This is a genomic window from Kribbella sp. NPDC050459 (assembly GCF_040655315.1).
GTDB lineage: Bacteria > Actinomycetota > Actinomycetes > Propionibacteriales > Kribbellaceae > Kribbella.
Genome location: NZ_JBFAJQ010000009.1, coordinates 162,219 through 188,049 on the forward strand (window position 1 = coordinate 162,219; position 25,831 = coordinate 188,049).

Sequence of the window (25,831 nt, forward strand, 5' to 3'; positions counted from 1 at the left end):
AAGGCCTGGGCCGATGATCATCACCAGCGAATTCCCGCCCGTCGAGGTGCTCGACGTCCCGATCCACGACGCCGTGCTCGGCAGAGCCCAGGAGTACGGCGACCGGCCGGCGATGGTCGACGGTGTCACCGGCAAGGCACTCAGCTACGCCCAACTGGACCACTTGACCCGGCGAGTCGCGGCCGGCCTGGCAGAGCTCGGCGTACAGCACGGCGACGTGATCGCGCTGTACAGCCCGAACACGATCCTGTATCCGGTGGTGTTCTACGGCGCCACCCGCGCCGGCGCGACCGTGACCACGGTGAACGCGCTCTACACCGCGGACGAGTTGCACAAGCAGTTGATCGACTCGAAGGCGAAGTTGCTGGTGACGATTTCGCTGTTTCTGCCGGTCGCGACCGCCGCGGTCGAGGGCACCGACGTCGGGCAGATCTTCGTCTGCGACCAGGCCGAGGGGTACCGGTCGATCCAGGAGTTGTTCGCGTCGACCGCTCCCGAGCCGTCGGTGACGATCGATCCGGCTGTGGACGTCGCGGTGCTGCCCTACTCGAGCGGAACCACCGGCGCGGCCAAGGGCGTGATGCTGACGCACCGGAACATCGCGACGAACATCGCGCAGGCCGAGGCCACGATCAAGCTGGGCGAGGACGAGCGGGTCATCGCGATCCTGCCGTTCTTCCACATCTACGGACTGACCGTCCTGATGAACCTGCCGCTGCGGCTCGGCATCACGGTCGTGGTGCTGCCCAAGTTCGACCTGGAGCAGTTCCTGACCACGCTTCAGGACCAGCGGATCACACGGGCGTTCGTCGCACCGCCGGTGGTTCTGGCGCTCGCCAAGCACCCGGCCGTCGACTCGTTCGACCTGTCCGCGCTGCAGCACGTGATGTCGGCCGCGGCACCGTTGGACGGCGAGCTGGCCGAGGCGTGCGCGAAGCGCCTCGGTCTGCACGCGGTGACGCAGGCCTACGGCATGACCGAGCTGTCGCCGGGCACGCACGCCGTACCGCAGGACGACCCGGAGCCGCCGCCGGGCGCGGTCGGCAAGCTGTTCCCGTCGACGGAGATGCGGCTGGTCGGTGCGGACGGCGAGGACGCGGACGAGGGCGAGATCTGGATCCGCGGGCCGCAGGTGATGAAGGGGTACCTCGGCCGGCCCGCCGAGACCGACGCGACGATCGACCGCGACGGCTGGCTGCACACCGGCGACATCGGGCGGATGGACGCGCGGGGTTATCTGTACGTCGTGGACCGGGTGAAGGAGCTGATCAAGTACCACGGGTACCAGGTGCCGCCGGCGGAGCTGGAGGCCGTGCTGCTCACCGACGACCGGATCGCCGACGCGGCCGTCATCGGGGTCAATGCCGACGGCAACGAAATACCGAAGGCGTTCGTGGTGCCGATGCCGGGGGTGTCGTTGACCGCCGAGGATGTGATCGAGTACGTCGCGGCGCGGGTGGCGCCGTACAAGAAGATCCGGCAGGTGGAGTTCATCGACGCGGTGCCGAAGGCGGCGTCGGGGAAGATCCTGCGGCGCGAGCTGCGGGCGCGTGAGGCCGCGCGTGAGTGAGGCCCTGAAAGCACCCCAGCAGGACCGTTCGCGGGCGACCCGGCAGCGGTTGCTGGAGGCCGCGGTCGAGTCGCTGGCCGAGGTCGGGTACGCCGCGACGACGGTGTCGGTCGTCGCGGCGCGGGCCGGGGTGTCGCGGGGTGCGGCGCAGCATCACTTCCCGACCCGGGCGGACCTGTTCGCGGCGGCGGTCGAGTACATGACCGAGGTACGGCTGGCGGAGATCCGTGCGCAGGCCGCCGCGCTGCCGAGTGGGGCGGGGCGGACCGAGGCGATCGTCGGGATGCTGGCCGACGTGTACACCGGGCCGTTGTTCCGCGCCGCGCTGCATCTGTGGGTGGCGGCGTCGACGGAGGAGGCGTTGCGGCAGCAGATCGTGCTGCTGGAGGCACACGTCGGGCGGCAGGCGCACCGGGCGCTGCTCGACGTCCTCGAGGTGAGCGAACGGACGCCTGGTGTGCGGGAGACCGTGCAGGGTGTGCTGGACATGGCGCGCGGTCTGGGGCTGGCTGATCTGTTGACCGACGACAGTGCGCGGCGGCGCGGCATCGTACGCCAGTGGAGCCGCATCCTCGATCAGGCTCTGCGCGACCCGGGGGTGTGACCGAAGGCGCTCTTGAAGGTGTCGATGAACGCACTCGTCGACGCCCAGCCTGTCGCGTGCGCCACCCGAGTCACCGACTCCCCACTCGCCAGCAAAACCAACGCCTCGTGCAACCGCAACTGAGTCCGCCACTGCGGAAAGCTCATCCCCAGCTCAGCACGACACAGCCGACTCAACGTCCGCTCACTTGCACCCACCTCCCGCCCCAGCTCAGTCAGAGTCCGCCCGTCCGCGGGCTCCGCCCGCAACACCCCACAAACCGCCATAAGCCGCGCGTCCCGCGGCGCAGGCAAGTAGGTCGGCCGCTGAGCCGACCGCCGCAACTGGTCCAACAACACACGCCGCAACCGCCCACGCTCACCAGTCTCAAGGCCCTCCGCGCCTTGACCAGGCCGACCGGCTTCGCCGGCTTCCTCATCTGCTGTGTAGGTGAGGATGAGTTCTCGCAGGAGAGGGCTGACCACCAGGGCTGAGGGGGTGGTCAGGGCGAGCGGGTTTTCGGTGAGGCCGACGGTGTGGAGGGTGGTTTCGCCGTAGGCGCGGTGTTGGTGGAGGGTGCCGGCGGGGATCCAGATGGCTCGGGTGGCGGGGGCAACCCACGTGCCGGCGTCGGTGGTGACCGAGAGGACGCCGCGGCCGGCGTACACGATCTGGTTCCGGTCGTGCCAGTGCGGCTCGATGCCGCCGCCGGCCTCGATCGGGCGTCGGCCGGTGGTCGCGGGACGTTGGCGGGTTTCCGGCATCAGTTGGCATTTTATCGGAAGCCGGACACGCCATCCGGCGGTGACGATCAACGGGTGAAGAGACCGATCGGACTGATGGCCACCGGCCACGCGTGCGTGGACATCTACCAGGGCTGCGTGCCGGCGCTCGTACCGTTCCTGGTCGCCGAGCGCGGCCTCGGGTACGTCGCGGTGTCCGGCATCACGCTCGCCGCAACCCTGTTGTCCTCAGTCGTGCAGCCGGTCTTCGGCGTCCTCACCGATCGCCGTCCGCTGACCTGGCTGATCCCGGTGGCGATGACCACCGCAGGCCTCGGCATCGCACTGATCGGCGTCGGGCACGATTACTGGCTGACCTGGCTGGCGGCGGCGCTGTCGGGCCTCGGCGTCGCGGCGTACCACCCGGAGGCAGCCCGCCTGGCCCGGGTCGTGAGCGACGGCAGCCATGTCGGGATGAGCTGGTTCTCGGTCGGCGGGAACGTCGGCTTCGCGCTGGCGCCGGTGCTGGTCACACCGATCATCGCCACGGGCGGGCTGTCGCTGACGCCGCTGCTCGTCGTACCAGCGGTCCTCGGCGCCGCGATCACCTCGTGGGCGATCCGCTCGCGCGTCGCCGTCACGGCAGCCCGCAGCCAGACCCAGGGAACGGACGACTGGCCGTCGTTCCTGCGGCTGTCGCTGATCATGATCTGCCGCTCGATCGTGTTCGTCGGCCTCGGCACGTTCATCGCGCTGTACGCCGGCCAGCGGGTCGGCGGCGGTACGACGACCGGCGGAGTCGCGCTGTTCGTGCTCTTCGCCGCAGGCGCGCTCGGCACCCTCCTCGGCGGCCGGCTCGCCACGCGCTACGGGCGGGTCCGCACACTGCGCACGTCGTACGCCGTCGCCGTCCCCGCGATCGCCTGCCTGGTGTTCGTACCAGGGCCGGCCTTCTTCGGGTTCCTCGCCGCGACCGCGATCGCGATGTCGATCCCGTTCTCGCTGCACGTCACACTCGGCCAGGACTTCCTGCCCGGACGCGTCGGTACGGCGGGCGGCATGACACTCGGCCTGGCGGTCAGCATCGGCGGCGTGGCCACGCCGGTCCTCGGCGCCATCGCGGAACATACCTCGCTGCGGCTGGCGCTCAGCACGCTGATCGCGCTGGTCCTGTGCAGCACCTTGATCGGCTACGCCATCAACGAACCCGCCTGAGCTAGCGGTCGAACTTCCGGTACGAGGCGTCGAGCTCGCGCACCTCGGCGGAGGCGTGCAGCGTGACGCCGTCCTGCGGCGGGATGAACTTGCCCAGCAGTTCCAGCGTGGCCTCGGTCAGCCGCACCTTCACCTCGTCGGTGCGACCGGGCAGCAGGCCGATCGTCACCTGCACCAGAGCGTGCCCTTCGTCCGCGCGGTCTTCGTACCCGAAGGCCGAGAGATTGTCGTACCTGATCATGGTCTTGCAGGCCTCGGGTTTGGCGGCCGCGATCTCGACAACAGCCTCGTGCAGTGCGCGGGTGAACCCGTCGACGTCGAAGGCATCCTCGACCGGGTGCGAGTAGTCGACGGTGATCGCTGGCATGAGCACTCCTGTTCCACGGCGGACAACCAGAACCCTAACCTCCGGGCCTTGCAGTCGCCCCCGCTGCTTCGTCGTACGGACCGACGTCCAGTGGGCGGTCCACGGGTGGGGAACAGTTGTCGGTTCACATACATTGGTTGGTGATATGACTACCGAGCGGATCGACCGGACGAGCGTGGGGCTCCGGTCGGAACGAGGCCCGATTCTGCTCGCGGTGATGCTGAGCATCGGACTGGTCGCGATCGACGCGACGATCCTGGCCACCGCCGTACCGTCCGTGGTCGCGGACCTCGGCGGATTCACCCAGTTCCCCTGGCTGTTCTCGATCTACCTGCTCGCCCAGGCCGTGTCGGTGCCGATCTACGGCAAGCTCGCGGACCAGCGCGGCCGGAAGCCGATCATGCTGCTCGGCGTCGGGCTGTTCGTGCTCGGGTCGGTGCTGTGCGGGTTCGCCTGGAGCATGCCGGCGCTGATCGCGTTCCGGCTCGTGCAGGGGCTCGGCGCGGGCGCGATCCAGCCGATCGGCATGACGATCGTCGGCGACATCTACACGGTCGCGGAGCGGGCCAAGGTGCAGGGCTACATCGCCAGCGTCTGGGGGATCTCGTCGTTCGTCGGCCCGACCCTCGGCGGTGTGTTCTCGGACTTCATCTCCTGGCGGTGGATCTTCTTCGTGAACATCCCGCTCGGGATCGCCGCCGCCTGGGTGCTGGTCCGCCGGTTCGAGGAGAAGGTCGCGGACAAGACCAGCCACCGGATCGACTACACCGGCGCGATCCTGCTCGCGGTCGGCGGTTCGCTGCTGCTGCTCGGATTGCTCGAGGGCGGCGTGATGTGGGACTGGGACTCGCCGGCGAGCATCGTGATCCTGGCCGCGGCCGTCGTCCTGCTGGTGGGGTTCGTGTTCGTCGAGCGGCGGGCGGCCGAGCCGATCCTGCCGCTGTGGGTGCTGCGTCAGCGGGTCCTGAACTCGGCCAACTCGGCCGCGCTGCTGATCGGCTTGCTGATGATCGGCCTGTCGACGTACGTGCCGCTGTTCGCGCAGAGCGTCCTCGGTACGTCGGCCCTCGTGGCCGGGTTCGCGCTCGCCGCGATGACGCTCGGCTGGCCGATCGCGGCGTCGTTCGCCGGGCGGATCTATCTGCGGGTCGGGTTCCGCACGACGATGCTGATGGGCTCGCTGATCGTCGTCCTCGGGTCCGGCGTACTGCTCACGGTCGGGTCCGGGAGTTCGGTCCTGCACCTGGCCGCGGCGTGCTTCGTGATCGGGGTCGGGCTCGGCTTCTCCGCGTCGCCGTCGGTCGTGGCCGCGCAGTCGTCGGTGGAGTGGCAGACGCGCGGAGTGGTCACGGGCGCGAACATGTTCGCGCGCTCGGTGGGCAGCGCGGTCGGGGTCGCGGTCTTCGGCGCGGTGGCGAACGGCGTGGTCGCCGCGCGCCTCGGCGACGACCACGCAGACCTGGAGAAGGTGCCGGCCGAGATCCTCGCGCCCGCTGTCCACGACGTGTACTACGGCGCCGCCGCGGCCGCACTCCTCCTCGTCGTCGCCGTGCTCTTCATGCCGAACCGCATCACCGAGCGCCCCCTCAGGGCCTAAGTTGGGCTGTATGCGCGCGGTCGACTGTGTGGGGGCTTTGATCCGGGACGAGCAGCACCGCGTCTATCTGCAGCGGCGTACGGCGGACCGGCGGTTGCTGCCGGGGATCTGGGACATCGTCGGCGGGCACCTGGAGGCTGGTGAGACTCCGGAGCAGGCGCTGGCGCGCGAGGTCGAGGAGGAGACCGGCTGGAAGGTCCGCGACATCGTCTGGACAGTCGCGGACTGGGAGTGGGAGTGGCAGGGCCGGGTACGGCGGGAGGTCGACTACCTCGTCACCGTCGACGGAGACCTCGGCCGGCCGCGCCTCGAAGCCGGCAAGCACGACGCGTCCGCCTGGGCCGGACCGTACGACCTGGACCTGCTGATGGTGAACCGGACCGACGGCGACCGGCGACTGCGGGACCTGGTCGCGCACACGGTCCGGACACGGTTCACGGACCGCCTGCGGCTCGAGCCGCTGACCGGTCCGAACGGGGTGGTTCCCGGACATGCGGCGGACCTTCAGGGAATCTACGAGGACCTGTGGGTGGCCCGCTGGTACGACGAGACGCTGTCGGCGGAGCAGGCGGCCGTGCGGGTCGCTGAGCATCAGGCGGACTGGGAACGAGACGCTGCCGGCAAGTGGATCGCCTACGAGCGGGTGACCGGCGAGGCGGTGGGGCGCGGTGGCCTGTCCCGTATTCCGGCCGATGCGCCGACGGCCGCGGCGATCGCGGAGCTGGTCGGGCCCTCCTGGGCCGCCGACCGGCTTGAACTCGGCTGGGCCCTGACCGAGCCGGCCCGCGGCCGCGGCCTCGCCACCGAACTCGGCCGCGCCGGTCTGGACTATGCATTCGACACCTTGAACGCCTCGTCCGTCATAGGTTTCACCGAGCGGGTGAACGCGGCCTCCCAGGCAGTGATGCAGCGGCTGGGCATGGAGTACGCCGGAGAGGTCCGCGCCGAGGGCTGGGCTGCCGACGCCTCCACCATCGTGCCCGACGCCCCGTTCGCGGTGTACGCCGCCCGTCGGTGACCCGTCTCGCGGTGGCGTTGCTCGGACCTGAGACAAGCAACGGTGACCTGGGACAGGCAATACCAGGTCTCCGCAGACCATTTCTTGTCTCAGGTTTCGCGGATATCAGCAGAAGCTGAACTGCGGCGCGGCGGACCGGGAGCGGACATCTAGCGGTCCAGGGCGGTCACGAAGCGGGTCAGGAGGGTGGCGAAGTCGTTTCGTTCGTTGTGCGTCCAGTCTTCCATCGCGGCGGCGAAGCGGTCCCGGCGGAAGGCGTGGACGGTGTCCAGCTGGGCTCTCCCGGCCGCGGTGAGGACGAGGTTCGTACGGCGGCCGTCCGCCTGGTCTGCCTCGCGGCGTACGAGGTCCGCCGAGACCGCGGCGGCGACGAGTTTGCTCGCGCGGGGCTGGTCGACACCGAGGGCCGCGGCGACACCGTTGACGCCGAGCGGGTCGGGTTCGGCCGCCTCGATCGCGTCGAGGACCTCCTGGACCGGGTCGGGTCCGCCGGACTGGACGGCGAACGTACGCCGGGTCTGCCGCCGCCGGATCGCGATCATCGCCGCCTCGATCGTGGCGACCGGATCGGTCTTGTCCATGCCTGACTCCAACTATATGCTCGCTGACATGTATATGTCCGATGACAACAAGCCTATCGGCTGGTGGCTGAAGGAGGTCGACCGGCTACTGGAGGCGTCGTTCGAACAACTCCTCGCCGCCGACAACCTCACCCGCCGTCAATGGCAGGCCCTCAACGCCGCAGCCACACACCGCCGGCCGCCGGCGGCACACGCACAGAGCAACACGGCGACGCAGGAGCTCGGATTGCCGGGACCCGCAGCGCCTGGGGCGGGGATCGCGGAGGCGCTCGCGCCGTTTCTGAGTGGGGATCCGGCGGAGGTGGTGGCGGTCACGGGGCCGTTGGTTGCGCGTGGCTGGTTGGTTGGGGAGGGGCTCACGGCGGACGGTGAGCGGGCGTTGGAGGCGCTGAGCGTGAAGGTTCGGGCGCAGCGGCGGCGGGTGGTGGCCGGGATCTCGGACGAGGAGTACCTGGCGACGGTCGACGTGCTTCGGCGGATGGCCGGCAATCTGACGTGAGGAGGCTCCGGGTGTGACCGCCCAGGCGCGACGGTCACACTCGGAGCCGACCACCTCAAGGGGGAGGTTCCCGGTGAGGTGTCGGGAGCCTCCGGTGTCCTGCCGCCCAGGACACTCGGCCCTGCCTGGCCCGAGGTGTCGGCCAGGAGGTGGGTTGGAACGGCTGGGCGGCGGCGATACAGGGAAATCAGCCGCCAAGCCCAGCCGGGCAGGTGGGCGGTGCGGTCCGGAGCTGAGGAGTGCTCCGGACCGCACCTCGGGTTTCGTCCGGAGCTGAGGAGTGCTCCGGACCTTCCAAGCGCTGCCCCTGAACGTGAGGAGACTCCAGGGCGCAGCGGACCGGGTCTGAGGAGGACCCGGAAGCGCTCAGGTGCTTCAGTCGAGCGGGTCGGCCGGGCCGAGCAGGTCGTTGGTCACCTTGAGACCGGCGAAACGGCGCCGCATCGCCTGTTCGTAGCGGGCTGCCAGCGGCGCCTCCGCGACGTACTGCGCGATCACGTGCTCGCCGAACCAGACCCGGACTCTGCGCCGGTGCTGCCTCGACGTCATTTCCGCGATGGTCACAACCTCTCACCCCGTAACTCTCAGCCCTTGCAACCAGTTGGACTTACTGGTTGTCATGGCAGTAATGGTGCACGAGCCCAACGTGACCGCTCTAGGACCTGGACCGGACCTTTGCCGGACCTCTTCCGGTCCTCTCGCGGACATCTGGGGGACAGCACCTTGTCGTGGGGCACAAGTCGAGACAACGTCTGACTGACGTGAACGGGAGGAACGATGGCGGGTAGGTACGCGCCAAAGACGGTCCTGGCGCAGCTGATCCAGCGCCGGAACCAGACCTACTCCGAGATCGTCGCCGAGTTCGTCGAGCTGGGTGGAACCATCACCGAGCGGCACCTGCGTCGCCTCGCATCGGGCGAGCGTGCGGGGACCACTCCGCAGACCCGGCGCACCCTGCAACGCATGTTCGGCAAGCCGGTCGAGGAGCTCCTCGCGCCGTCTGCGCCGGAACAGGCCGCCCAGGTGGTGCCGGCACCTGCCGCGAGTGGACGGATCACGACAGGTAATGAGATGGAGGTTCTCGACATGGCTGCCAGCCGCGCGAGGGCGTTTGCCCTCGCGGCCCAGTCCGGTCTCGGAAGCGAGGCCATGGAACAGGTGTACGCCGACGTACGCCACGCCGCCCAGGCGTACCCGCAGCGTCCACTGCCGGAGATCCTCGGCCAGCTGGTCGAGACGCAGGACCTGGTCTTCGGTCTGCTGGAGAGCCGGCAGCGTCCGGACCACCACCGTCAGCTGTACTTCCTGGCCGGCGTCACCGGCGGCCTGCTCGCCAAGGCGTCCCACGACCTCGGCAACCCGCACGCCGCGCTGACCCAGGCGCGGACCGCGTTCATGTGCGCCGACAACGCCGACCACCACGGCCTGCGCGCCTGGGTGCGCGGCCTGCAGTCCCTGGTCTCGTACTGGGCCGGCAACCCGCACGACTCGGTGCGGTATGCACAGCTCGGCGCCGGGTACGCCGAGCAGGCCAACAGCACCACCAGCGTCTGGCTGCCGGTCAGCGAGGCCCGCGCCTGGGCCGCGCTCGGCAACCCGGAGGCCACCCGGGCCGCGCTGGAGCGCGCCGAGGAGGCGTGGAACTCGGTCCACAACGACGACCTGGACGACATGGGCGGCCTGTGCACCTTCGGCCGCAACCGCCAGCTGTACTACGCCGCGGACGCGCTCGCCTGGCTGCCCGGTGAGGTCGAGCAGGCCGAGCGGTACTCGAGCCAGGCCGTCGACGCCTACACCGACCAGAACCACCCGGAGTGGGCCTTCGGCGACGCCGCCGGCAGCCACGCGGCGATGGCGATCACCCGGATCGCGAGCGGTGAGCTGGACGGCGCGGCGGACGCGCTGGCCCCGGTGCTGACGCTGCCGACCGAGCGCCGGATCAACGGCGTCGTGCACTCGGCGCGCCGGGTCCACCAGGCGCTGCGGCAGTCCGGCCGCGCCGACGACGCGCGGGAGCTGCAGGAGGAGATCGAGACCTTCACCCGGACCCCGATGCAGACCTACCCCCGTTAGCCGGATGGATCCACTCACCGGCGAACGGACCGTACTGCGCGAATTCCGCACAACCGACCTCGACGACTACTTGGCCGTCGCCGGTGACGACCGGGTCACCACCTGGATGGCCTTCGACAGCTACGACCGGGCCAAGGCCGAGCAGAACCTGGCCGGCATCCTCCAGCGGTCCGCCCAGGAGGACCGTCCCGATTACATGCTCGCCGTGACCCGGCCGGACGACGATCGCGTGATCGGGTTCGCCCGGATCGCGCCGAGCGGAGCCTGGACGGCGAAGCTCGGCTACGCGATCGGCGCCGACCACTGGGGCCGCGGGTACGCCACGGACGCGGCCCGGGTGCTGTTGCGCTTCGCCTTCGGCCCGCTCGGCCGGCACCGCGTCACCGCCGCGATCGGCCCCGAGAACGAGGCCTCGATCGCGGTGGTCAAACGCCTCGGCTTCACCTACGAGGGCCACCTCCGCGACCACGTCTTCACCAACGGCGCCTGGCGCGACTCCCTGCTGTACTCGCTGCTGGAGCAGGAGCACACCGTCTGACCCTGCTCACTGTGCGGCCCGCCAGGCGGCGGGCCCGCCCTCGGCGAGATCGGCGCCGAGCGGTGTCCGCGCGTACAGCACCTGGCGCCGTACGAGAGATCGTGGTGCACCTCGTTGACCGCCTGCGCGACGCCCGCGAACGCGAACTCCGGCCGACGCCGGGACAGCGAGGAACGGAACGCGCGCTGCCTGCGCCAGTTCGACTGAGCAACACTGGGGGCATGGCTTCGACCACTGTTACCGGACCGCTGCGGGACAGCCTTGCCCGGATGATCCTGACCAAGGTTGCCGGGCCCGACCCGCAGACCGAGCGCATGCGGGTACACGGGACACCTGGGCCGCGCTGGTTCGCGCCGGACCGGCCGATCCTGCGGGTGCACGGGGACGCGTCGATGTTCGCCGGCGGGCTGCGGGCGCTGCTGCTGCAGTCGCTGCATCCACTGGCCATGGCCGCAGTCGCCGCGCATTCCGGGTACCGGGGTGACCCGTGGGGGCGTCTGCGGCGTACGAGCTACTTCCTGGCGATCACGACGTACGGCTCGATCCCGGACGCCGAGGAGGCGATCGCCCACGTCCAAGGCGTGCACGAGCGCGTCCGCGGGACCAGTCCGGACGGGGTGAAGTACCGCGCGTCGGACCCGCACCTGCTCAAGTGGGTGCATCTGGCCGAGGTGGACAGCTTCCTCGCCGCGCACCAGCGGTACGGCGCGCGGCCGCTCAACGCCGTGGAACAGGACCAGTACGTCGAGGACGCGGCGCTCGTGGCCGCCAAGCTCGGGGTCATCGACCCGCCGACCACGGTGGCGGAGCTGCGGCAACTGCTGAAGGAGTACCAGCCCGAACTGCGCGGTACGACGGAGGCGCGTCAGGCCGCCCGCTTCATGCTGGTGCATCCGCCGGTGCCGTTCGCCGCCCGGCCCGCGTACGGCGTACTGGCGGCTGCCGCGGTCGGTCTGTTGCCGTGGTGGACCAGGCTGCCGCTGCGTCTCCCGTACCTTCCGCTGGCCGAGCGAACCGTCGTCCGGGCGGCCGGCGACGGCCTCACCAGGACGATCCGGTGGGCGCTGACCTCTCCAACACTGGCAGAAACCGGCGCGGAGGCATGACGCGCCGGTAGGTTGTCCTCGTGCCGCTCCGTCCACATCGTCCACTCCCGATGGCCACTCCAGCGGGAGTCGAGGTACTGACCAAGATCCTGACCCAGGGGCCGATCCCGCGGGTGGAGATCGCGCGCCGGACCGGGCTGTCCCAGGCGGCCGTCACGAAGGCGGTCGCACCGCTGATGGAGAGCGGGTTCGTCACCGACCAGGCCGCCCCGGCGGACGGGGACGGCCAGCTCGGGATCGGGCGGCCGGTGAGCCCGCTGACCGTCGTACCGAGCAGCGTCTCGGTGATCGGCGTCAAGGTCACGCCGACCAGCCTGATCGGTGTCACCACCGACTTCACCGCCGGGATCCTGAACGTCCGGCACGACCCACTGGACGACACCGATCCGGAGGCGGTGATCGACCAGCTCGCCGAGCACGTGAAGGCGCTGATCGCCGCGCTCAAGTCCGGGACGGCGGTCGCGGGGCCGCTCGCCGGTATCGGAATCGCGGTGTCGGGTGACGTCGACGCGGTGCACGGCGTGGTGCGGGACTCACCGCTGATGGGCTGGCGCGGCGTTCCGGTCGCGGAGCTGCTCGGCAAGCAGGTCCGGGTGCCGATCGTGGTGTCGAACGACGTCCGCGCGCTGACCGTGGCCGAGCACTGGTTCGGGGTCGGTGTGAACGCGGACTCGTTCGCGGTGGTGACGATCGGCTCCGGCATCGGCTGCGGGCTCTACATCAACGGCGAGGTGGTGTCCGGCGCGTACGGCGTGTCCGGCGAGCTGGGGCACCTGCCGCTCGCGCCGGGCGACCTGGTGTGCACCTGCGGCCGGCGGGGGTGTGTCGAGACCGTGGCGTCGTCGGACGCGATCCTGGCCCGGACGCGGGAGACGACCGGGCGGGCCGACCTGGATCTGGCCGGCGCGATCAAGCTGGCGCACGAGGGCGACAAGCACGCGCGCGAGGCGTTCGACCGGGCCGGCGAGGTGATCGGTTCGGCGCTGGCCGCGATGGTGAACCTGGTCGGTCCGGAGCTGGTGATGATCGCCGGCGAGGGCGTCGCCGACTACGACCTGTACGAGGAGCGGATGCGGCGGGCCTTCGCCGAGCACGCGTTCGGCGCCGCCGGGGACTGCCGCCTGATGCTCCGCTCGCACACCTTCGACGACTGGGCGCGGGGAGCGGCGGCCACCGTGATCCGCTCGTACGTACGAGGCGAACCGCCGCTCCAGCGCTGAGCTAGGTCCTGTCTGGTAATTCAGCGCCGTAGCGAGGAGGTGCTCGGTGCGGTGCATCGGCGTGCGGGGGCGAAGGTCTCGATGCGGAGCATCGTGGCCTTTGCACCCGTGCGGCGAGGTGCCGTGCCGAGTGCCCCGCAGTAGGCGATGAATTGCCAGACAGGGCCTAACTGCGGGCCGCGGCCAGGATCTTGCGCCAGACCTTCTTGTAGGACTCGAGGCCGTCGGTCGCCAGCGGGCCGGCGGGGCCGGCGGTGATCGAGACGCGCTCCGGGATGGTGCCCCAGACCGGGATGTTCTCCTGTGCGTACTGCTGCATGGCCTCCTGGTACGAGCGCGTGTAGGTCCGCGCCGAGCAGATCACCAGGCCGGCCGGGACGTCGTCCGGCACGAGCTCCAGGACGGCCTTGACGCGTGGCGTCTCGACGCCGCCGACGCGGGTCGGGATGATCACGATGCGGGCCCGTTCGAGGGCCTTGTTGAGCAGCCGCTCGTGGGACGGCGGCATGTCCACGATGCCGATGCCCTCCGGCGGGACCTTGTCCAGCGCCTTGTTCAGCAGGCGCTCGGTCGGCGCCTCCGCGATCTCGATCCGGTTCAGTTGGCCGTCCTCGGACTCCGCGATCCAGTCTGCGGCGCTGCCCTGCGGATCGGCGTCGATCAGAGTGGATGTGCGACGGTTGGAAGATGCCAGCGCGGCCAAGTACACCGACGTGGTTGTCTTACCGACCCCGCCCTTCAGTGCAGCTGTCACGATGATCATGAGAGAGAACTTACCCGGTTTTGTCCGAAATCCGGCGTGTCGTCGGCGTTGCTCCGTCACATCGTGATAGTTGCCCGTGGCCCGTGTGTACAAGCTCAAGCAGACTTCAGCGTGAATCCTTTCGCCGGCCCGGTGCCTCTTACTCCCGATATCGCACTCTGACGAAGGAGCACCTCATGATCTGGATCATCGTCGCCGCGGCCGTCGCGGTCGCGCTGCTCGGCACCTGCAGCGTCGTCGTCCTGCGCCGGCGGGCCCGTGGCTGACCTCGACGAGCACCTGATCCGCGCCGCCCAGCACGGCGACGTCGACGCGCTCACCACGCTCGTCGCCGACTCGCACCCGACCGTACGGCGGTTCGCGCGGACGTTGTGCGCCACGCCGGAGGACGCCGAGGACGCGGCACAGGAGGCCTTGATCATCCTGTACCGCAAGATCGGGATGCTCCGCGCCACGAGTGCGCTCACGTCGTGGATGTTCCGGATCATCCGCAACGAGTGCCTGCGCCGGGCCCGCACCGTCTTGCGCGACCAGCCGCTGGTCCCGGACACCGCGCCGTCCGCGGAGGAGGAGGCGCTGCGCCAGCTGGAGGCGCAGGCAGTTGCCGCGGCCATCGCGCAACTGCCTGCCGACCAGCGCAGCGTCCTGATCCTCCGCGACGTCCAGGGCTACAGCGGCCCGATGGTCGCGAAGGCCTTGGGCCTCACCGTTCCCGCCATGAAATCCCGCCTGCACCGCGCCCGGAGCACCGTGCGCGAATCTCTCGGAGCCCTGTCATGACTTTCGCCAGCGCCTCTCTGCCCCGCCATCTGCTCCGCGGCGTGATCGGCTTCGGCAGCCTGATCGCCGCCTTCGCCTTGCTGCCCTCCGTCGGACCGCTCAGCCTCCTGCTGCTCCCCGTCACGCTGCTGGCCTTCCGCGGCTGCCCGACGTGCTGGGTCATCGGCCTGATCGAAACCGTCTCGCGCGGCAGGCTGCAACGCGACTGCGTCGACGGCCAGTGCAAGCTGACGTCCGTGGGCTAGGTCCTGGCTGGATCACCAGACAGGGCCTAGGGCTTGCGGACCAGCTCGACCAGCGCGCTCAGGCCGTCGGCGCCGTACCCGGCCGCATCGGCGCGGGCGAACAGCTCGGCCACGGCACCCGGCACGGTCACGTCGAGGCCTGCGTCGGTGAACGCGTGGACGGCGTGCTCGGCGCCGACGGCCTGCATGTGGAGATTGTTCTCGGCGCCGGGGTGTTCGCCGGATTCCAGTTCCGCGGTGAGGATGCGGAGGAAGCCCATCGGCCCGTCCTCGGTCAGGTCGGTCAGCATCGCCGCGGCGTACGGACGGAGTCGTTCGGCGCTGCCGACCAGGCTCGCCGAGTAGAAGTAGCTGATCAACGTGGTCCAGAAGATGTTCAGCATGGCTTGGTAGTACAGCATCGCCAGTCCGGGATCGCTGCCCATGTGGTCGACGCGGCCCAAGGCCTCCAGCGTCTCGCGGTGCGCCGCCACCACGTCGGCAGGACCCGCGTAGAAGGCGTACGCGCCCGGCTTCCCGATCCCCGGCGGCGGCACCATGATGCCGCCGGCGACCAGCCTCGCTCCGCGTTCCTCGGCCCACTCGCCCGCCGCACGCAATCGCGCCGGGCTGTCCGAGCTCAGGTTGACCAGCACCCGCCCGCTCAGATCCGCGTCCGCCAGGGAATCGAACATCGCCTGGTAGTCGACCTGGCTGATCACCACCAGCCTGCTCGCGGCCACCGCCTCGGCCGCGCTCGTCGCCTCGACCGCACCGAGCCCTGCCGCCTTGCCGGGGGTCCGGTTCCAGACGGTGGTCGGATGCCCGGCGTCGAGGAAGGTCCGGGCCATCGTGGAGCCCATCGCGCCGAGCCCGATCACTGTCACTGCTTCTCGTGAACTCATGCACCCGATGCTCGGAGAACGCGCTACGGGTTTACTACGGGTATGTACTTCGGGGTGCTCGGTCCGCTGCTGGTGCGGACTAACACCGGCGAACCGGTCGCCGTACCCGACCGGAAGGTCCGGACCCTGCTCCTCGACCTGCTGGCGAACCAGGGCCGGCCGGTGAGCGCCGACCGGCTGATCGACGACCTGTGGGGCGCCCGCCCGCCGCGCAACGCGACCGGCACCCTGCAGGCCCGCGTGTCCCAACTGCGGACCGCATTGGACCGCGCCGAGCCCGGTGCCCGCAGCCTCGTCCAACACAGCCCGGCCGGCTACGCGCTGACCACGGACGTTGTCGACAGCAACATCTTCGAGCAGCAGGTGCGTGCCGGGCAGATACGAGAGGCGCTACAGCTGTGGCGCGGTCAGCCTTACGCCGACGTGCTTGACCACGAGTTCGCCCGGCCGGCTCGTGAGCGTCTGGAGGACCTGTACCTGACCGCGGTCGAGCACAGTGACGACGTACTGCGGCACACAACCGCACTGATCCAGCAGCGCCCGCTCGATGAACGGCTGCACGCCATCCACCTCAAGGCGCTCTACCGGGCGGGTCGGCAGCACGAGGCGCTCGACAGGTACGCCGAGTTGCGCACTGCACTGGCCGAGGAGCTCGGCGCCGACCCCGGCCCCGAGCTGACCGAGCTGTACCAGGCGATCCTGCGCCACGACCGGTCCCTCCGCCGGTCCGCCACGCTCCCGGCGCCGCTCAACGACCTGATCGGACGGGAGCAGACGCTGGCCGACGCACGACAGCTCCTCGACACGAACCGTCTGGTGACGCTGGTCGGCCCTGGTGGCGTCGGAAAGACCCGCCTGGCGCTCGAGCTCGGTTCGCCCGGCACCTGCCTGGTAGAACTCGCCCCGCTGCGACAAGACGACGTACTGGACGCGCTGGCCGCAGCACTGGAGCTGCGTGACGAGTCGACCGACCTGCTCCCGCGGCTGCTCAATTCGCTCAGCAACAGGCAGCTGCTGCTGATCCTCGACAACTGCGAGCACCTGGACCTAGCAGACCTGGTACGGCGTTTGCTCGCCGCAGCGCCCGGTCTGCGCGTACTCGCGACCAGCCGTGAGCCGCTCGGGCTGACCGGTGAACGCGTGCTCGACGTACCGCCGCTGACTACCGAAGCAGCGGCCCAGCTGTTCAAGGCCCGCGCGGGTGTCACCGGCGACGTGACAGCGATCTGTGAACGCCTCGACGGCATCCCGCTCGCACTGGAGCTCGCTGCAACCCGGGTTCGCGCGCTCGGGGTGCAAGGACTCGCGGATCGCTTGGACGACCGCTTCCGGCTGCTGTCCGGCGGCAAGGGCGGACCGGAGCGGCAGCGGACGCTGCGGGCAACGATCGACTGGAGCTGGGACCTGCTGGACGACGAGGAGCGACGGATGCTCCGGAGGCTCGCGGTCCAGGCGGGCACGTTCTCGCTGGAAGCGGCTGTCGAGGTCAGTGAGCTGCCCGAGCACCTCCTGCTGGCTCTGGTCGACAAGTCTCTTGTCGTGGCCGGCGGCGGTAGATACCGCCTGCTCGAGTCGATCGCGGCGTACAGCCTGGAGCGGCTGGCCGAGGCCGGTGAGGAGGCCGCCACCCGCCGGAAGCACGCGGACTACTATCTGGCGCTCGCGCGGCGGGCCGAGCTGCGCGGCGCCGGTCAGCGCGAGTGGCTGCAGCGGCTCGACCAGGAGGCGGCGAACTTCCGAGCTGTCCCACCGTCGCTGGAGCTGGCCACTGCGCTCGCCTGGTACTGGTACCTGCGGGGTCGTCACGGTGAAGCACGTCGGTCACTCGCGGCCGCGCTCGCGGCGCCAGGCCAGGACCCGGCGCTGCGCGCGCAGGCCACGGTCTGGCTCGTCGGGATGACGGCGACCGATGCCGAAGGCACCGATGTCGCGCGCGCCGGCGAGGAAGCGCTGCGAGCCGTCGGCGACGACCCGTACGCGCTCTGGTTCCTGACCATGACCCGGTGGGCGTACGGCGACGCGGACGTGCTGTTCGGCTGGATCGACCGGGCGATCGAGACTTTCACCGACCGCGGCGACCGCTGGGGTCGCGCCGCGGCGCTGAGCACGCGGGCGCAGCTCAACATTGTGCACGCGGATCTGGCCGCGATGCGCCGGGACAGTCTGCGCAGCCTCGAACTGTTCGACGCGCTCGACGACGACTGGGGCCGGCTGCAGGCGACGTACACGCTGATCGTGGCCGCCGAGATCAGCGGCGACTATCCGACCGCCACGGCGTACCTGGAGGACGCGATCCGGCACGCGGAGGACCTCGGGCTGTGGACCGAGGTCTCGTTCCGCACCGCGGGGCTGGGCCGGATCGCGCTGCTGACCGGCGACTACGCGCGGGCCGACGAGCTGCACGAGCAGGCGCGGCGGCTGGCGGTCGAGCAGTCGAACAAGTCGGCCGAGGAGTACGCCGAAGTCGGCCTCGGCCTGACCGCCCGGCGCCAGGGCCGCCTCGACGACGCCGAGCGGCACTTCAGCAAATGGCTCGCCTGGCTGACGCAGGTCGGCGGCACCCCCGGGATCGCCTTCATCAGCACCCAACTCGGCTTCGTCGCCGAACAACGCGGCGACTACGCGACGGCCCGCGCACTCCACGAGCGCGGCCTCGAACTGGCCCGCGAGATCGGCGACCACCGCGCAATCGCCCTCGCCCTCGAAGGCCTCGCGGGCGCGACCGAAGACCCCGGCCGCGCCCTCGAACTCCTCACCGAAGCCGCAGCCCTACGTCAGCAGGCCGGCGTCCCCCTGCCACCAGCCGAACGCTTCGACGTGGACCGGATCGAAGCCAGACTCAACCTGGCCTAGCAGACCTGTGGTCAACGAAAGATGAAGAAGAAAGAGATTTGGAAAGGTGGCCGGCTTCGGCGGTCAGCCGTATGTTTGCCTGCGCGACCGGAGCCCGCCCGCATCATCAGCACCCTAATCCTGCTGACCGGCGCGACCGTTGCACTACTCGGCCCCTACCTCCGACAACTTGCACGAGCGGAAACCTCGGCGTAGCCAGAAGCGGCCGAGCCGGGACCGCTGCTCGTACGGCGCTCCACAACCACCCGCCCCCGGGGCAGCCCTGTTCCGCCCTCGCGGCCGACCGGTTCAGCGCCCGCCACGAGCGGCGGAGGACAGACGCCGCCGACGACACACGGCGGCGCGGATTGCTGGTAAGGGGGCGACGGGCGCGGGCTGCTGGGAAGGATTCCGGCCTCTCATGACGCGGACAGCGGCCTGCGCGTACAGGTGCTGCGTTGATCTTGCCTGCACCATTGCCGCTGGCCAACGCCAGCAACCGACCGGCCCGCCGCAGCAGAGCCGCCTCCTGCCCGCAGGTCCGCGGGGGAGGTTGTTGTGTTGTCCGGCCTCAAGCGGTGGCTGCGAAGGCGGCCGCTTCCCGGAGGACAGTCTCGTCGGCCCGCCATCGGGAACGGTCGGCGACGGTCTCCACCGCGACGCCCTCGACCGCCCGCAGGCCGACGTCTCCGGGCTCGGTGGGCTGGGTGGGCTCGGTGGGCTCGGTGGGCTCGGACTCGCGCGGGTCCGTCCTGCCGCTGGGTGGTCGGGCGCGCGGAGGCGCGGTGCGTCGGGCTGTGGCGGGGGTGGGTGTGGGTTCGGCCCAGCTGGGGCGGCGTACGTGGACGATGCCGTCGAGGATGGTGATGTGCCAGCGGCCCCTGTGCAGGTCGACGTGGTGGCGGCGGCACAGCAGAGCCAGATTGTCGACCTTGGTGTCGCCGCCGTCGATCCAGGAGATCAGGTGATGGGCGTCGCACATGACCGGCGGGGCTCCGCAGACCACGCAGCCGCGGTCGCGGGCGTCCAGGGCGCGGCGCATCGCCCCGGTGACCAGCCGCACGCGGCGGCCGACATCGAGCGGTTCGGAGTTCGAACCGAGCACCAGCGGGATGATGTTCGCGTCACAGGCCAGCCGCCGGATCGTGGCCGCGGACAGCCCGCCGCTGTAGACGGTGCGCCCGATCGCGTCCGCGGTCGCGGCCTTCAGGTCTTCGAAGTCGATCGTGACGGTGATGTTCGCCTTCGCGCCGTACCCGGCCACCCGACGATCCTTCCCCACCCTCCCAGCACCCCCCGCACACCCCGCATCGCCCGCGCTGCTGGCGCTGCCCGCATTGCCGGCGCTGCTCGCGGCGGCTGTGGTCGCCGCGGCAGGTCCGGTCGGTCCGGTGGGCGCGGTGGGTTCTGTGGGCGCGGTGGGTCCTGTGGGCGCGGTGGGTCCCATGGCGTCCCACGCGGCAGCGGCGATGCCCAGGGCACCGGACAAGGCGTCGGCCTGGCGCTTGTCGCGCGGGCGCGGGTCGTGGTCGCCGTCGACGGTCTTGTGCGGGCGGGCACCGGCATGCACGACCGCGCGCAGCAGCTCGGCGTTCTCGTTGGCCAGGAACCCCTTGAACTTCACGCCGTTGTCCGCAGCCGACAGCGTCAAGGACTCCCGTTCATACGCCTTCAGCTCTTCCGGTTCGGGGCCGTCGGAGTCCAGCAGGTCGGCGATCTCCTTGGCGGCGGTGCGCAGTTCGCCCGGCGACAGGTGACCGGCCAGCCCGACCAACTGCTCCGCGGCCGCGTCCAGGTGCTCCACCGGGACCCGCGACCGGACCCGGTCGAGACCGAACACGATCGCGGCCGCCTGCGCCGGACGCAGCAGCCAACCACCACCAGTACCGTCGCCAGATCCGCTGTCGTCTGGTACGCCGTCCCCGGATCCGCTGTCGGGTGCGGCGGTCGTGGCGGGGGCGGGCGAGGCGGTGCGGTCGAGGGCGGTGGAGACGGCCGGGTAGTGCGGGGCGGTCTGGGCGAGGCGGAGGGTGCGGCGGGCGGCCGGTGGGTCCAGGCGGTAGCGGAAGCGCAGCAGCTCGGCGGTGTCGCGGGCGCCGAGCTCCTGCGCGTAGCCGGTGGACTCGATCGCGGCGACCACGCTCAGCCGGTAGGACTCCAGGCGGGCGAGCTCGGCTTCGAGGGTGTCGAGGGTGGACAGCAGTTCGCTGCCACTCATCGACCACGCCGGTCGCTCGCCTAGAAGTTCCATGCCATTGACTGTAGACGGCACCACCTACAGTTTCCGAGCCGGAATCCCCTTATTTTGTGGGCTATTCGTGGGCTACCTGTGGGCCCACACCAGCAAACACCCAGCAAACATCCCAGCCGACTCAGCGCTGTCCATCACCCGGTCGCGAAGCCCTCAACGAATCCCCAGCTGCGCAGATCTACCGCGCGATCATGCCGCTGCTCGACGAGGTGCTGTGCCTCACGAATCCGAGCTGACCGGCGTGTTCGCCAACCGCGATGTACTGCTGGAGGAACCTTGCCGCCGACGGGGAACCGTGCGGACAGCCACATCACCAGCGCCTCGGGTACTGCCGACTCGGTTGGTGGTGCTGATGGGGGCGAGGCATCTTCTGGCATGCCGAGTGTCACCGCACCGCCAAACCAAGCCAGGCAGCCAACTTCCCCTACATCTCTTTCTTTTCTTCTTTCTTTCTTGAGCTTTTGCTGCTGTTCGACGGGCGGTGGTTACTTGCCGAGCCAGGCGTTGACCTTGGACTCGTTGGCCTTCACCCACTTCTCGGCGGCCTGGTCGGGGGTGAGTTTGTCGACCGCGATCATCCGGGCGACGGCGTTCTGGTCCTCGTTGGTCCACTGGAAGTTCTTGACCAGGTCGTAGGCCGGGCTGCCGGAGTCGGCGAACTTCTTCGAGACGATCTTGTCCAGGTCGTACGGCGGGTAGTCGCAGGCCACCTTCGCGGGCACCGCGTCGCAGCCGGCCGTGTACGCGGGCAGGTTGACCTTCACCAGCTTGACCTCGTTGAAGAACCACTGCGGCTCGTAGAAGTACGCGAGCAGCGGCCGCTTGTTCTTCTCCGCGTCCCGGAACGCCTGGATCAGCGCGGTCTCGCTGCCGCTCTGCACGACCTTGTAGTTCAGCGACAGGTTCTTCACCAGCGCCTCGTCGTTGGTGACGTACGACGGGTCGCCGTCGAGCAACTGCCCCTTGCCGCCGGACTCCGACGTCTTGAACAGGGCGGCGTACTTGTTCAGGTTCTTCCAGTCGGTGATGTCCGGGTACTTCTCGGCCATCCACGGCGGCACGTACCAGCCGATCACGCCCTTGACGCCGGTGGAGCCCGCCTCGACCGCGACCTTGTCGGTCTCGATGTACTTCTTCTTCAGGTCCTCGTGGCCCCAGTTCTCCAGGTTCACGTCGACCTCGCCGGTCGAGAAACCCTGCCAGGCGATCTCTTCCTTGAGGTTCTTCTTCTCCACCTTGCAGCCGAGGTCCTTGGTCGCGACGTACGCCACCACCGCCGCGTTCGCCTCGTACCCGACCCACGGGCTGACGGTCAGGTTGAACGAGCCGCACTCCTTGCCGGCGCTCGGCTGCGGCTGCGCGCCGACCTTCTCCCCGCCGCACCCCGCGACCGCGAGCGCGACCGCCGTCAGCACACCGGCGTACCGGAGCTTCTTCACCGCTTGTCTCCTCTACCTTGGAAATCCTGGGTACGGCGTGCCGCGGCCTGCGTGACGCGGTCGAGCATGACGCCCAGCAGGACGATCGCCAGCCCGGCGGCCAGCCCCTTGCCGTACAACTCGCTCTGCGCGAAACCGGCGGCCACGTCGTACCCGAGCGCGCCCGCGCCGACCAGCCCGCCGACGACCACCATCGACAGCACGTAGATCAGGCCCTGGTTGACGGCGAGCGTGATCGCCCGCCGGGCCACCGGCAGTTGCACCTTGCTGATCACCTGCCAGGCGCTGGACCCGACCGAGTTGGCTGCTTCGACGGTCGCGCCCGGCACCGCCTTGATGCCGTCGGCAACGATTTTCGTGGTCACCGGTACGGCGAACACCACCGCCGCCGCGATCGCGGTGAACCGGCTGGTCCCGAACAACGCCAGGAACGGCACCAGATACACGAACGGCGGCATGGTCTGCCCCGCGTCCAGCACCGGCCGGATCCAGCCGTCCACCCGCCGGTTCCGCCCGGCCCACACGCCGAGCGCGAGCCCGACCGCGACCACCACGACCGTCGCGAGCAGCGTCGACGCCAGGGTGACCATGCTGTCGTGCCACACCCCGGTGGCGACCAGCAGCGCGCAGCACACCGCCGCCGGGGCCGCGCCGCGCCAGCCTCCGAGGACGGCCCCCAGCGCCACGAGGACCGCACTGACGAGCCACCACGGAGATCCGGTCAGCAAGCCTTCGAGCGGGTTGAGGAGGCCCACGGTCACCACGTCCCGGACGCCGTACGTGAACCCGCCGAAGACGTCCTGGACCCACGCGGTCACGTCCGACGCCACCACCGCGATCCGCGAGCCGATGTTCACGTCCGAGGGGAACTCGGCCGCCCACACATAGGTCCGGGAGAACCAGACCGCGACCAGCACACCGACTGCGCCGACGCCGAGCAGAACCTTGCGGCGCACGCTCGCCGTACGCCACGGCCGGTCGCCCGCCGCGGTCGTCACCCGGTCGAGCACGATCGCGAGCACCACGATCGCCAGCCCCGCGTTGAACGCGACGCCGACGTCGAGGGTCTGCAGCGCCTTCAGCACGGTCTGGCCGAGACCCGGCGCGTCGATCAGCGCGGCCACGGTCACCATCGAGAGCGCGGCCATGATGGTCTGGTTGATGCCGACGACAACGGTCGACCGCGACATCGGCAGCAGCACCTTCAGCAGCGTCTGCCCACGCGTCGAGCCGAGTGAGCGCGCCGCCTCGACGCTCTCGGGCGGCACGGAGCGGATCGCGTGCGCGGTCAGCCGGACCGCGGGCGGAGCGGCGTAGATCAGCGTGGCGATCGTCGCCGCGGCCGGCCCGATCGCGAAGAACAAGGTCAGCGGCGCGAGGTACACGAAGGTCGGCAACGTCTGCATCAGGTCGAGCACCAGCGTCGCGACCCGGAACGCACGGTTCGACAGCCCCGCCCAGATGCCGAGCGGGATCGCGACCAGCAGCGACAGCAGCACCGCCGCGATCGTCAGCGCGAGCGTGTCCATGCTCTCCTGCCACAGCCCCTGCAGCCCGACGAAGACGAGCCCGGCCGCGGTCAGTACGGCGACCTTCCAGGTGCCGAACGCCCACGCGCAGTAGGCGGCGATGGCGACCACGCCGAGCCACCCGATCACCGGCACCGGGCGGTCGAACGACGGCTGCGAGATGACGTTCTGCAGCAGCACGACGAACTGGTCGACGACGAACCGGATCGCGTCGAAGAACGCGTTGCCCTGGCCGACGTCGTCGCGGTGATCGTTCAGCCACCGATGCAGCGCGGTCGTGTCCTGGCCGCCGAGGACGAGCGTGTCGATGCCGCGCAGGACGAAGTACGCCGCGACCCAGACGACGAGCAGGACGCCGAGGACCACGCTGCGCCGAGGCCGCCGGACCTCGACCTCGACGTCGCTCGTGATGGCAGCCATCAGTGGTCCGCGACGACGGCGAGGATCTCCTCGTCGCCGATCACCCCGAGCAACGTCCCGCCGTCCACGACCTTCACCGGGCGGTCGGACTCGAGCACGAGCCGGGTCGCCTCGCGGACCAGGACGTCGGGCGCGAGCTCCGGACCGTCGAGCGGCTCGTCCGGGCGCGGATCGCGGACGATCCAGCGCAGCGTGAGGACGTCGGCCCGCGGTACGTCGCGGACGAACTCGCGCACGTAGTCGTCGGCCGGTGCGCCGACCAACTCGTCGCCGGTGCCGAGCTGGACCGCGGCGCCGTCGCGCATCAACAGGATCCGGTCACCCAGCTTGAGCGCTTCGGACAGATCGTGGGTGATGAACACCATCGTCTTGCCGACCTCGCGGTGCAGCCGGACCACCTCGGTCTGCATCTCGCGCCGGATCAGCGGGTCGAGCGCGGAGAACGGCTCGTCGAAGAGCAGCACGTCGGGATCGTTCGCGAGCGCGCGGGCCAGGCCGACGCGCTGCTGCATGCCGCCGGACAGCTGCTCCGGGTACAGGTGCTCGTTACCCGCCAGGCCGACCAGGTCAATGACTTCCTGAGCGCGGCGCCGCCGGTCCGGCTTGCTCTCGCCACGGATCTCCAGGCCGTACGAGACGTTGTCGATCACCTTGCGGTGCGGCAGCAGGCCGAAGTGCTGGAACACCATCGAGAACTTGCTCCGCCGCAGTGCGCGCAGCCGCTTCTCGTCGGCCGCGCGCAGGTCCTCGCCCTCGAAGGTGAGCCGCCCGGCCGTCGGCTCGATCAGCCGGGTCAGGCAGCGCACCAGCGTGGACTTGCCCGAGCCGGACAGCCCCATCACCACGAACACCTCGCCGGGCGCCACGTCGAAGCTCAGGTCGCGGACAGCCGCCGTACACCCGGTCTTCGCGTACAGCTCCGGGCGATCGAGGGCGGCGAGGTCCGGACGGTGCGGGATCCGCTGCGCCTTCGGGCCGAAGACTTTCCACAGGCCCTGCACGGACAGCAGCGCCTCGGAATCCTGAATGTCGGGGTACTCGAGCTGAGCGGTCACAGGTAAACCCTCGCATCCCCGCCGGCAGACACAACGTGAACCGGGACTCTACCCAACCGCCGGGCCCTCAACTCCTGTCAGGGCTGGTACGGCGGCGCCTCGCCCCAGCCCCAGTGCGGCACCGGAGCCTTGGGCGGCGGGGTCGCGCCGGGCTGCGAGTTGGCCAGGGCGATGCGGGTGCCCCACTCGACGTACGCGACGAAGGCCGAGCGGAACTCCGGGTCGTCCGGGAGGCCGGCCGGGTCGGCGCTGCGGGCGATCAGGGCGGCCCAGCGCGACCGCTGCTCCTCGGTCAGCCCGAGGCCGAGGTGGTGCGACAGCATCGCCGGGTAGCCGCCGAGCTCGTCGGTGTAACGGCTGTGGCCGCGGAACACCTCCCCGAGCCAGATCGCCACGTGCTCGCGGTGGTTCTCGCTCATGTGCGCGAAGACCGGCGCCAGGATCGGGTCCTCGAGCACCTGGTCGTAGAACACCTCGGTCAGCCGGCGGAGCGCCTCGTGCCCGCCGGCCCATTCGTACAGCGTCGGAGTAGTCACGTAATCAT

General features: G+C 70.1%; 24 protein-coding genes. 13 read left to right on the forward strand and 11 right to left on the reverse strand.

The window, feature by feature from the left end:
- The first annotated feature begins 13 nt into the window (after window positions 1-13).
- Both AB0I12_RS27180 and AB0I12_RS27185 read left to right on the forward strand, forming a co-directional pair.
- Entirely contained in the window at window positions 14-1,570 is a 1,557-nt protein-coding gene (locus tag AB0I12_RS27180; protein ID WP_359934731.1) for an AMP-binding protein, read from the forward strand.
- Window positions 1,563-2,174 carry a TetR/AcrR family transcriptional regulator gene (locus tag AB0I12_RS27185; protein WP_359934733.1) on the forward strand — a complete coding sequence of 204 codons (612 nt, stop codon included), beginning with the start codon at window positions 1,563-1,565 and terminating at the stop codon, window positions 2,172-2,174. The genes AB0I12_RS27180 and AB0I12_RS27185 overlap by 8 nt, the downstream gene beginning before the upstream one ends.
- Here AB0I12_RS27185 and AB0I12_RS27190 read toward each other — a convergent pair.
- Entirely contained in the window at window positions 2,147-2,968 is an 822-nt protein-coding gene (locus AB0I12_RS27190; protein ID WP_359934735.1) for a helix-turn-helix transcriptional regulator, read from the reverse strand. The two genes, AB0I12_RS27185 and AB0I12_RS27190, sit on opposite strands and share 28 nt — an antisense overlap.
- A gap of 3 nt (window positions 2,969-2,971) precedes the next feature.
- Here AB0I12_RS27190 and AB0I12_RS27195 point away from each other — a divergent pair, with 3 nt between their 5' ends.
- Window positions 2,972-4,090 (forward strand): MFS transporter, encoded by a 1,119-nt coding sequence (locus AB0I12_RS27195; RefSeq protein ID WP_359934737.1) that lies wholly within the window; start codon window positions 2,972-2,974, stop codon window positions 4,088-4,090.
- A 1-nt stretch (window position 4,091) separates the two neighbouring features.
- On the opposite strand, the gene AB0I12_RS27200 is transcribed toward AB0I12_RS27195, so the two are convergent.
- On the reverse strand, window positions 4,092-4,457 hold the full coding sequence (locus AB0I12_RS27200; RefSeq protein WP_359934739.1) for a hypothetical protein: 366 nt from the start codon (window positions 4,455-4,457) through the stop codon (window positions 4,092-4,094).
- A 145-nt stretch (window positions 4,458-4,602) separates the two neighbouring features.
- Here AB0I12_RS27200 and AB0I12_RS27205 point away from each other — a divergent pair, with 145 nt between their 5' ends.
- Entirely contained in the window at window positions 4,603-6,054 is a 1,452-nt protein-coding gene (locus tag AB0I12_RS27205) for an MDR family MFS transporter (protein WP_359934741.1), read from the forward strand.
- A gap of 10 nt (window positions 6,055-6,064) precedes the next feature.
- A complete protein-coding gene (locus tag AB0I12_RS27210; RefSeq protein WP_359934743.1) occupies window positions 6,065-7,072 on the forward strand; it encodes a GNAT family N-acetyltransferase in 1,008 nt (335 codons plus the stop codon).
- Window positions 7,073-7,221: 149 nt separating this feature from the next.
- On the opposite strand, the gene AB0I12_RS27215 is transcribed toward AB0I12_RS27210, so the two are convergent.
- On the reverse strand, window positions 7,222-7,653 hold the full coding sequence (locus tag AB0I12_RS27215) for a MarR family winged helix-turn-helix transcriptional regulator (protein WP_359934744.1): 432 nt from the start codon (window positions 7,651-7,653) through the stop codon (window positions 7,222-7,224).
- On the opposite strand from AB0I12_RS27215, the gene AB0I12_RS27220 reads away from it, so the two are divergent.
- Window positions 7,652-8,152 (forward strand): hypothetical protein, encoded by a 501-nt coding sequence (locus AB0I12_RS27220; RefSeq protein WP_359934746.1) that lies wholly within the window; start codon window positions 7,652-7,654, stop codon window positions 8,150-8,152. The genes AB0I12_RS27215 and AB0I12_RS27220 overlap by 2 nt on opposite strands.
- 375 nt (window positions 8,153-8,527) lie before the next feature.
- Here the strand turns inward: AB0I12_RS27220 and AB0I12_RS27225 are convergent, their stop codons facing one another.
- Window positions 8,528-8,701 carry a hypothetical protein gene (locus AB0I12_RS27225; RefSeq protein ID WP_355475507.1) on the reverse strand — a complete coding sequence of 58 codons (174 nt, stop codon included), beginning with the start codon at window positions 8,699-8,701 and terminating at the stop codon, window positions 8,528-8,530.
- A gap of 228 nt (window positions 8,702-8,929) precedes the next feature.
- Between AB0I12_RS27225 and AB0I12_RS27230 the strand changes: the two genes are divergently transcribed.
- From AB0I12_RS27230 to AB0I12_RS27245, 4 genes are all read left to right on the forward strand, one after another.
- Window positions 8,930-10,225: an XRE family transcriptional regulator gene (locus AB0I12_RS27230; RefSeq protein WP_359934748.1), complete on the forward strand. Its 1,296-nt coding sequence runs from the start codon at window positions 8,930-8,932 to the stop codon at window positions 10,223-10,225.
- 4 nt (window positions 10,226-10,229) lie between these two features.
- Window positions 10,230-10,763 (forward strand): GNAT family protein, encoded by a 534-nt coding sequence (locus AB0I12_RS27235; protein WP_359934749.1) that lies wholly within the window; start codon window positions 10,230-10,232, stop codon window positions 10,761-10,763.
- Window positions 10,764-10,984: 221 nt separating this feature from the next.
- Window positions 10,985-11,869: an oxygenase MpaB family protein gene (locus tag AB0I12_RS27240; RefSeq protein WP_359934751.1), complete on the forward strand. Its 885-nt coding sequence runs from the start codon at window positions 10,985-10,987 to the stop codon at window positions 11,867-11,869.
- Between the two features lie 50 nt (window positions 11,870-11,919).
- Window positions 11,920-13,089 (forward strand): ROK family transcriptional regulator, encoded by a 1,170-nt coding sequence (locus AB0I12_RS27245; protein WP_359934753.1) that lies wholly within the window; start codon window positions 11,920-11,922, stop codon window positions 13,087-13,089.
- Window positions 13,090-13,255: 166 nt separating this feature from the next.
- On the opposite strand, the gene AB0I12_RS27250 is transcribed toward AB0I12_RS27245, so the two are convergent.
- Window positions 13,256-13,852, reverse strand: coding sequence for a ParA family protein (locus AB0I12_RS27250; RefSeq protein WP_359934755.1), 597 nt, complete (start codon window positions 13,850-13,852; stop codon window positions 13,256-13,258).
- 258 nt (window positions 13,853-14,110) lie between these two features.
- Between AB0I12_RS27250 and AB0I12_RS27255 the strand changes: the two genes are divergently transcribed.
- The gene (locus tag AB0I12_RS27255) at window positions 14,111-14,632 is read left to right on the forward strand and encodes an RNA polymerase sigma factor (protein ID WP_359934757.1); all 522 of its coding nucleotides are present in this window, start codon (window positions 14,111-14,113) and stop codon (window positions 14,630-14,632) included.
- Window positions 14,629-14,877 carry a hypothetical protein gene (locus AB0I12_RS27260; protein ID WP_359934759.1) on the forward strand — a complete coding sequence of 83 codons (249 nt, stop codon included), beginning with the start codon at window positions 14,629-14,631 and terminating at the stop codon, window positions 14,875-14,877. The genes AB0I12_RS27255 and AB0I12_RS27260 overlap by 4 nt, the downstream gene beginning before the upstream one ends.
- Window positions 14,878-14,903: 26 nt before the next feature.
- On the opposite strand, the gene AB0I12_RS27265 is transcribed toward AB0I12_RS27260, so the two are convergent.
- Window positions 14,904-15,761: an NAD(P)-binding domain-containing protein gene (locus tag AB0I12_RS27265; protein ID WP_359934761.1), complete on the reverse strand. Its 858-nt coding sequence runs from the start codon at window positions 15,759-15,761 to the stop codon at window positions 14,904-14,906.
- A gap of 42 nt (window positions 15,762-15,803) precedes the next feature.
- On the opposite strand from AB0I12_RS27265, the gene AB0I12_RS27270 reads away from it, so the two are divergent.
- Window positions 15,804-18,614 carry a BTAD domain-containing putative transcriptional regulator gene (locus AB0I12_RS27270; RefSeq protein WP_359934763.1) on the forward strand — a complete coding sequence of 937 codons (2,811 nt, stop codon included), beginning with the start codon at window positions 15,804-15,806 and terminating at the stop codon, window positions 18,612-18,614.
- Between the two features lie 550 nt (window positions 18,615-19,164).
- Here AB0I12_RS27270 and AB0I12_RS27275 read toward each other — a convergent pair.
- The 5 genes from AB0I12_RS27275 to AB0I12_RS27295 all read right to left on the reverse strand — a co-directional run bounded on the left by AB0I12_RS27275 (window position 19,165) and on the right by AB0I12_RS27295 (window position 25,823).
- Complete coding sequence (locus AB0I12_RS27275; protein ID WP_359934765.1) at window positions 19,165-20,844, reverse strand: DUF222 domain-containing protein; 1,680 nt, start codon at window positions 20,842-20,844, stop codon at window positions 19,165-19,167.
- A 485-nt stretch (window positions 20,845-21,329) separates the two neighbouring features.
- Window positions 21,330-22,283, reverse strand: coding sequence for an ABC transporter substrate-binding protein (locus tag AB0I12_RS27280; RefSeq protein ID WP_359934767.1), 954 nt, complete (start codon window positions 22,281-22,283; stop codon window positions 21,330-21,332).
- Complete coding sequence (locus tag AB0I12_RS27285) at window positions 22,280-24,232, reverse strand: ABC transporter permease subunit (protein ID WP_359934769.1); 1,953 nt, start codon at window positions 24,230-24,232, stop codon at window positions 22,280-22,282. Before AB0I12_RS27285 ends, AB0I12_RS27280 begins: the two co-directional genes overlap by 4 nt.
- The gene (locus tag AB0I12_RS27290; RefSeq protein WP_359934771.1) at window positions 24,232-25,287 is read right to left on the reverse strand and encodes a glycine betaine/L-proline ABC transporter ATP-binding protein; all 1,056 of its coding nucleotides are present in this window, start codon (window positions 25,285-25,287) and stop codon (window positions 24,232-24,234) included. Before AB0I12_RS27290 ends, AB0I12_RS27285 begins: the two co-directional genes overlap by 1 nt.
- 77 nt (window positions 25,288-25,364) lie before the next feature.
- Window positions 25,365-25,823 (reverse strand): group II truncated hemoglobin, encoded by a 459-nt coding sequence (locus AB0I12_RS27295; protein ID WP_359934773.1) that lies wholly within the window; start codon window positions 25,821-25,823, stop codon window positions 25,365-25,367.
- Between the last annotated feature and the right edge of the window lie 8 nt (window positions 25,824-25,831).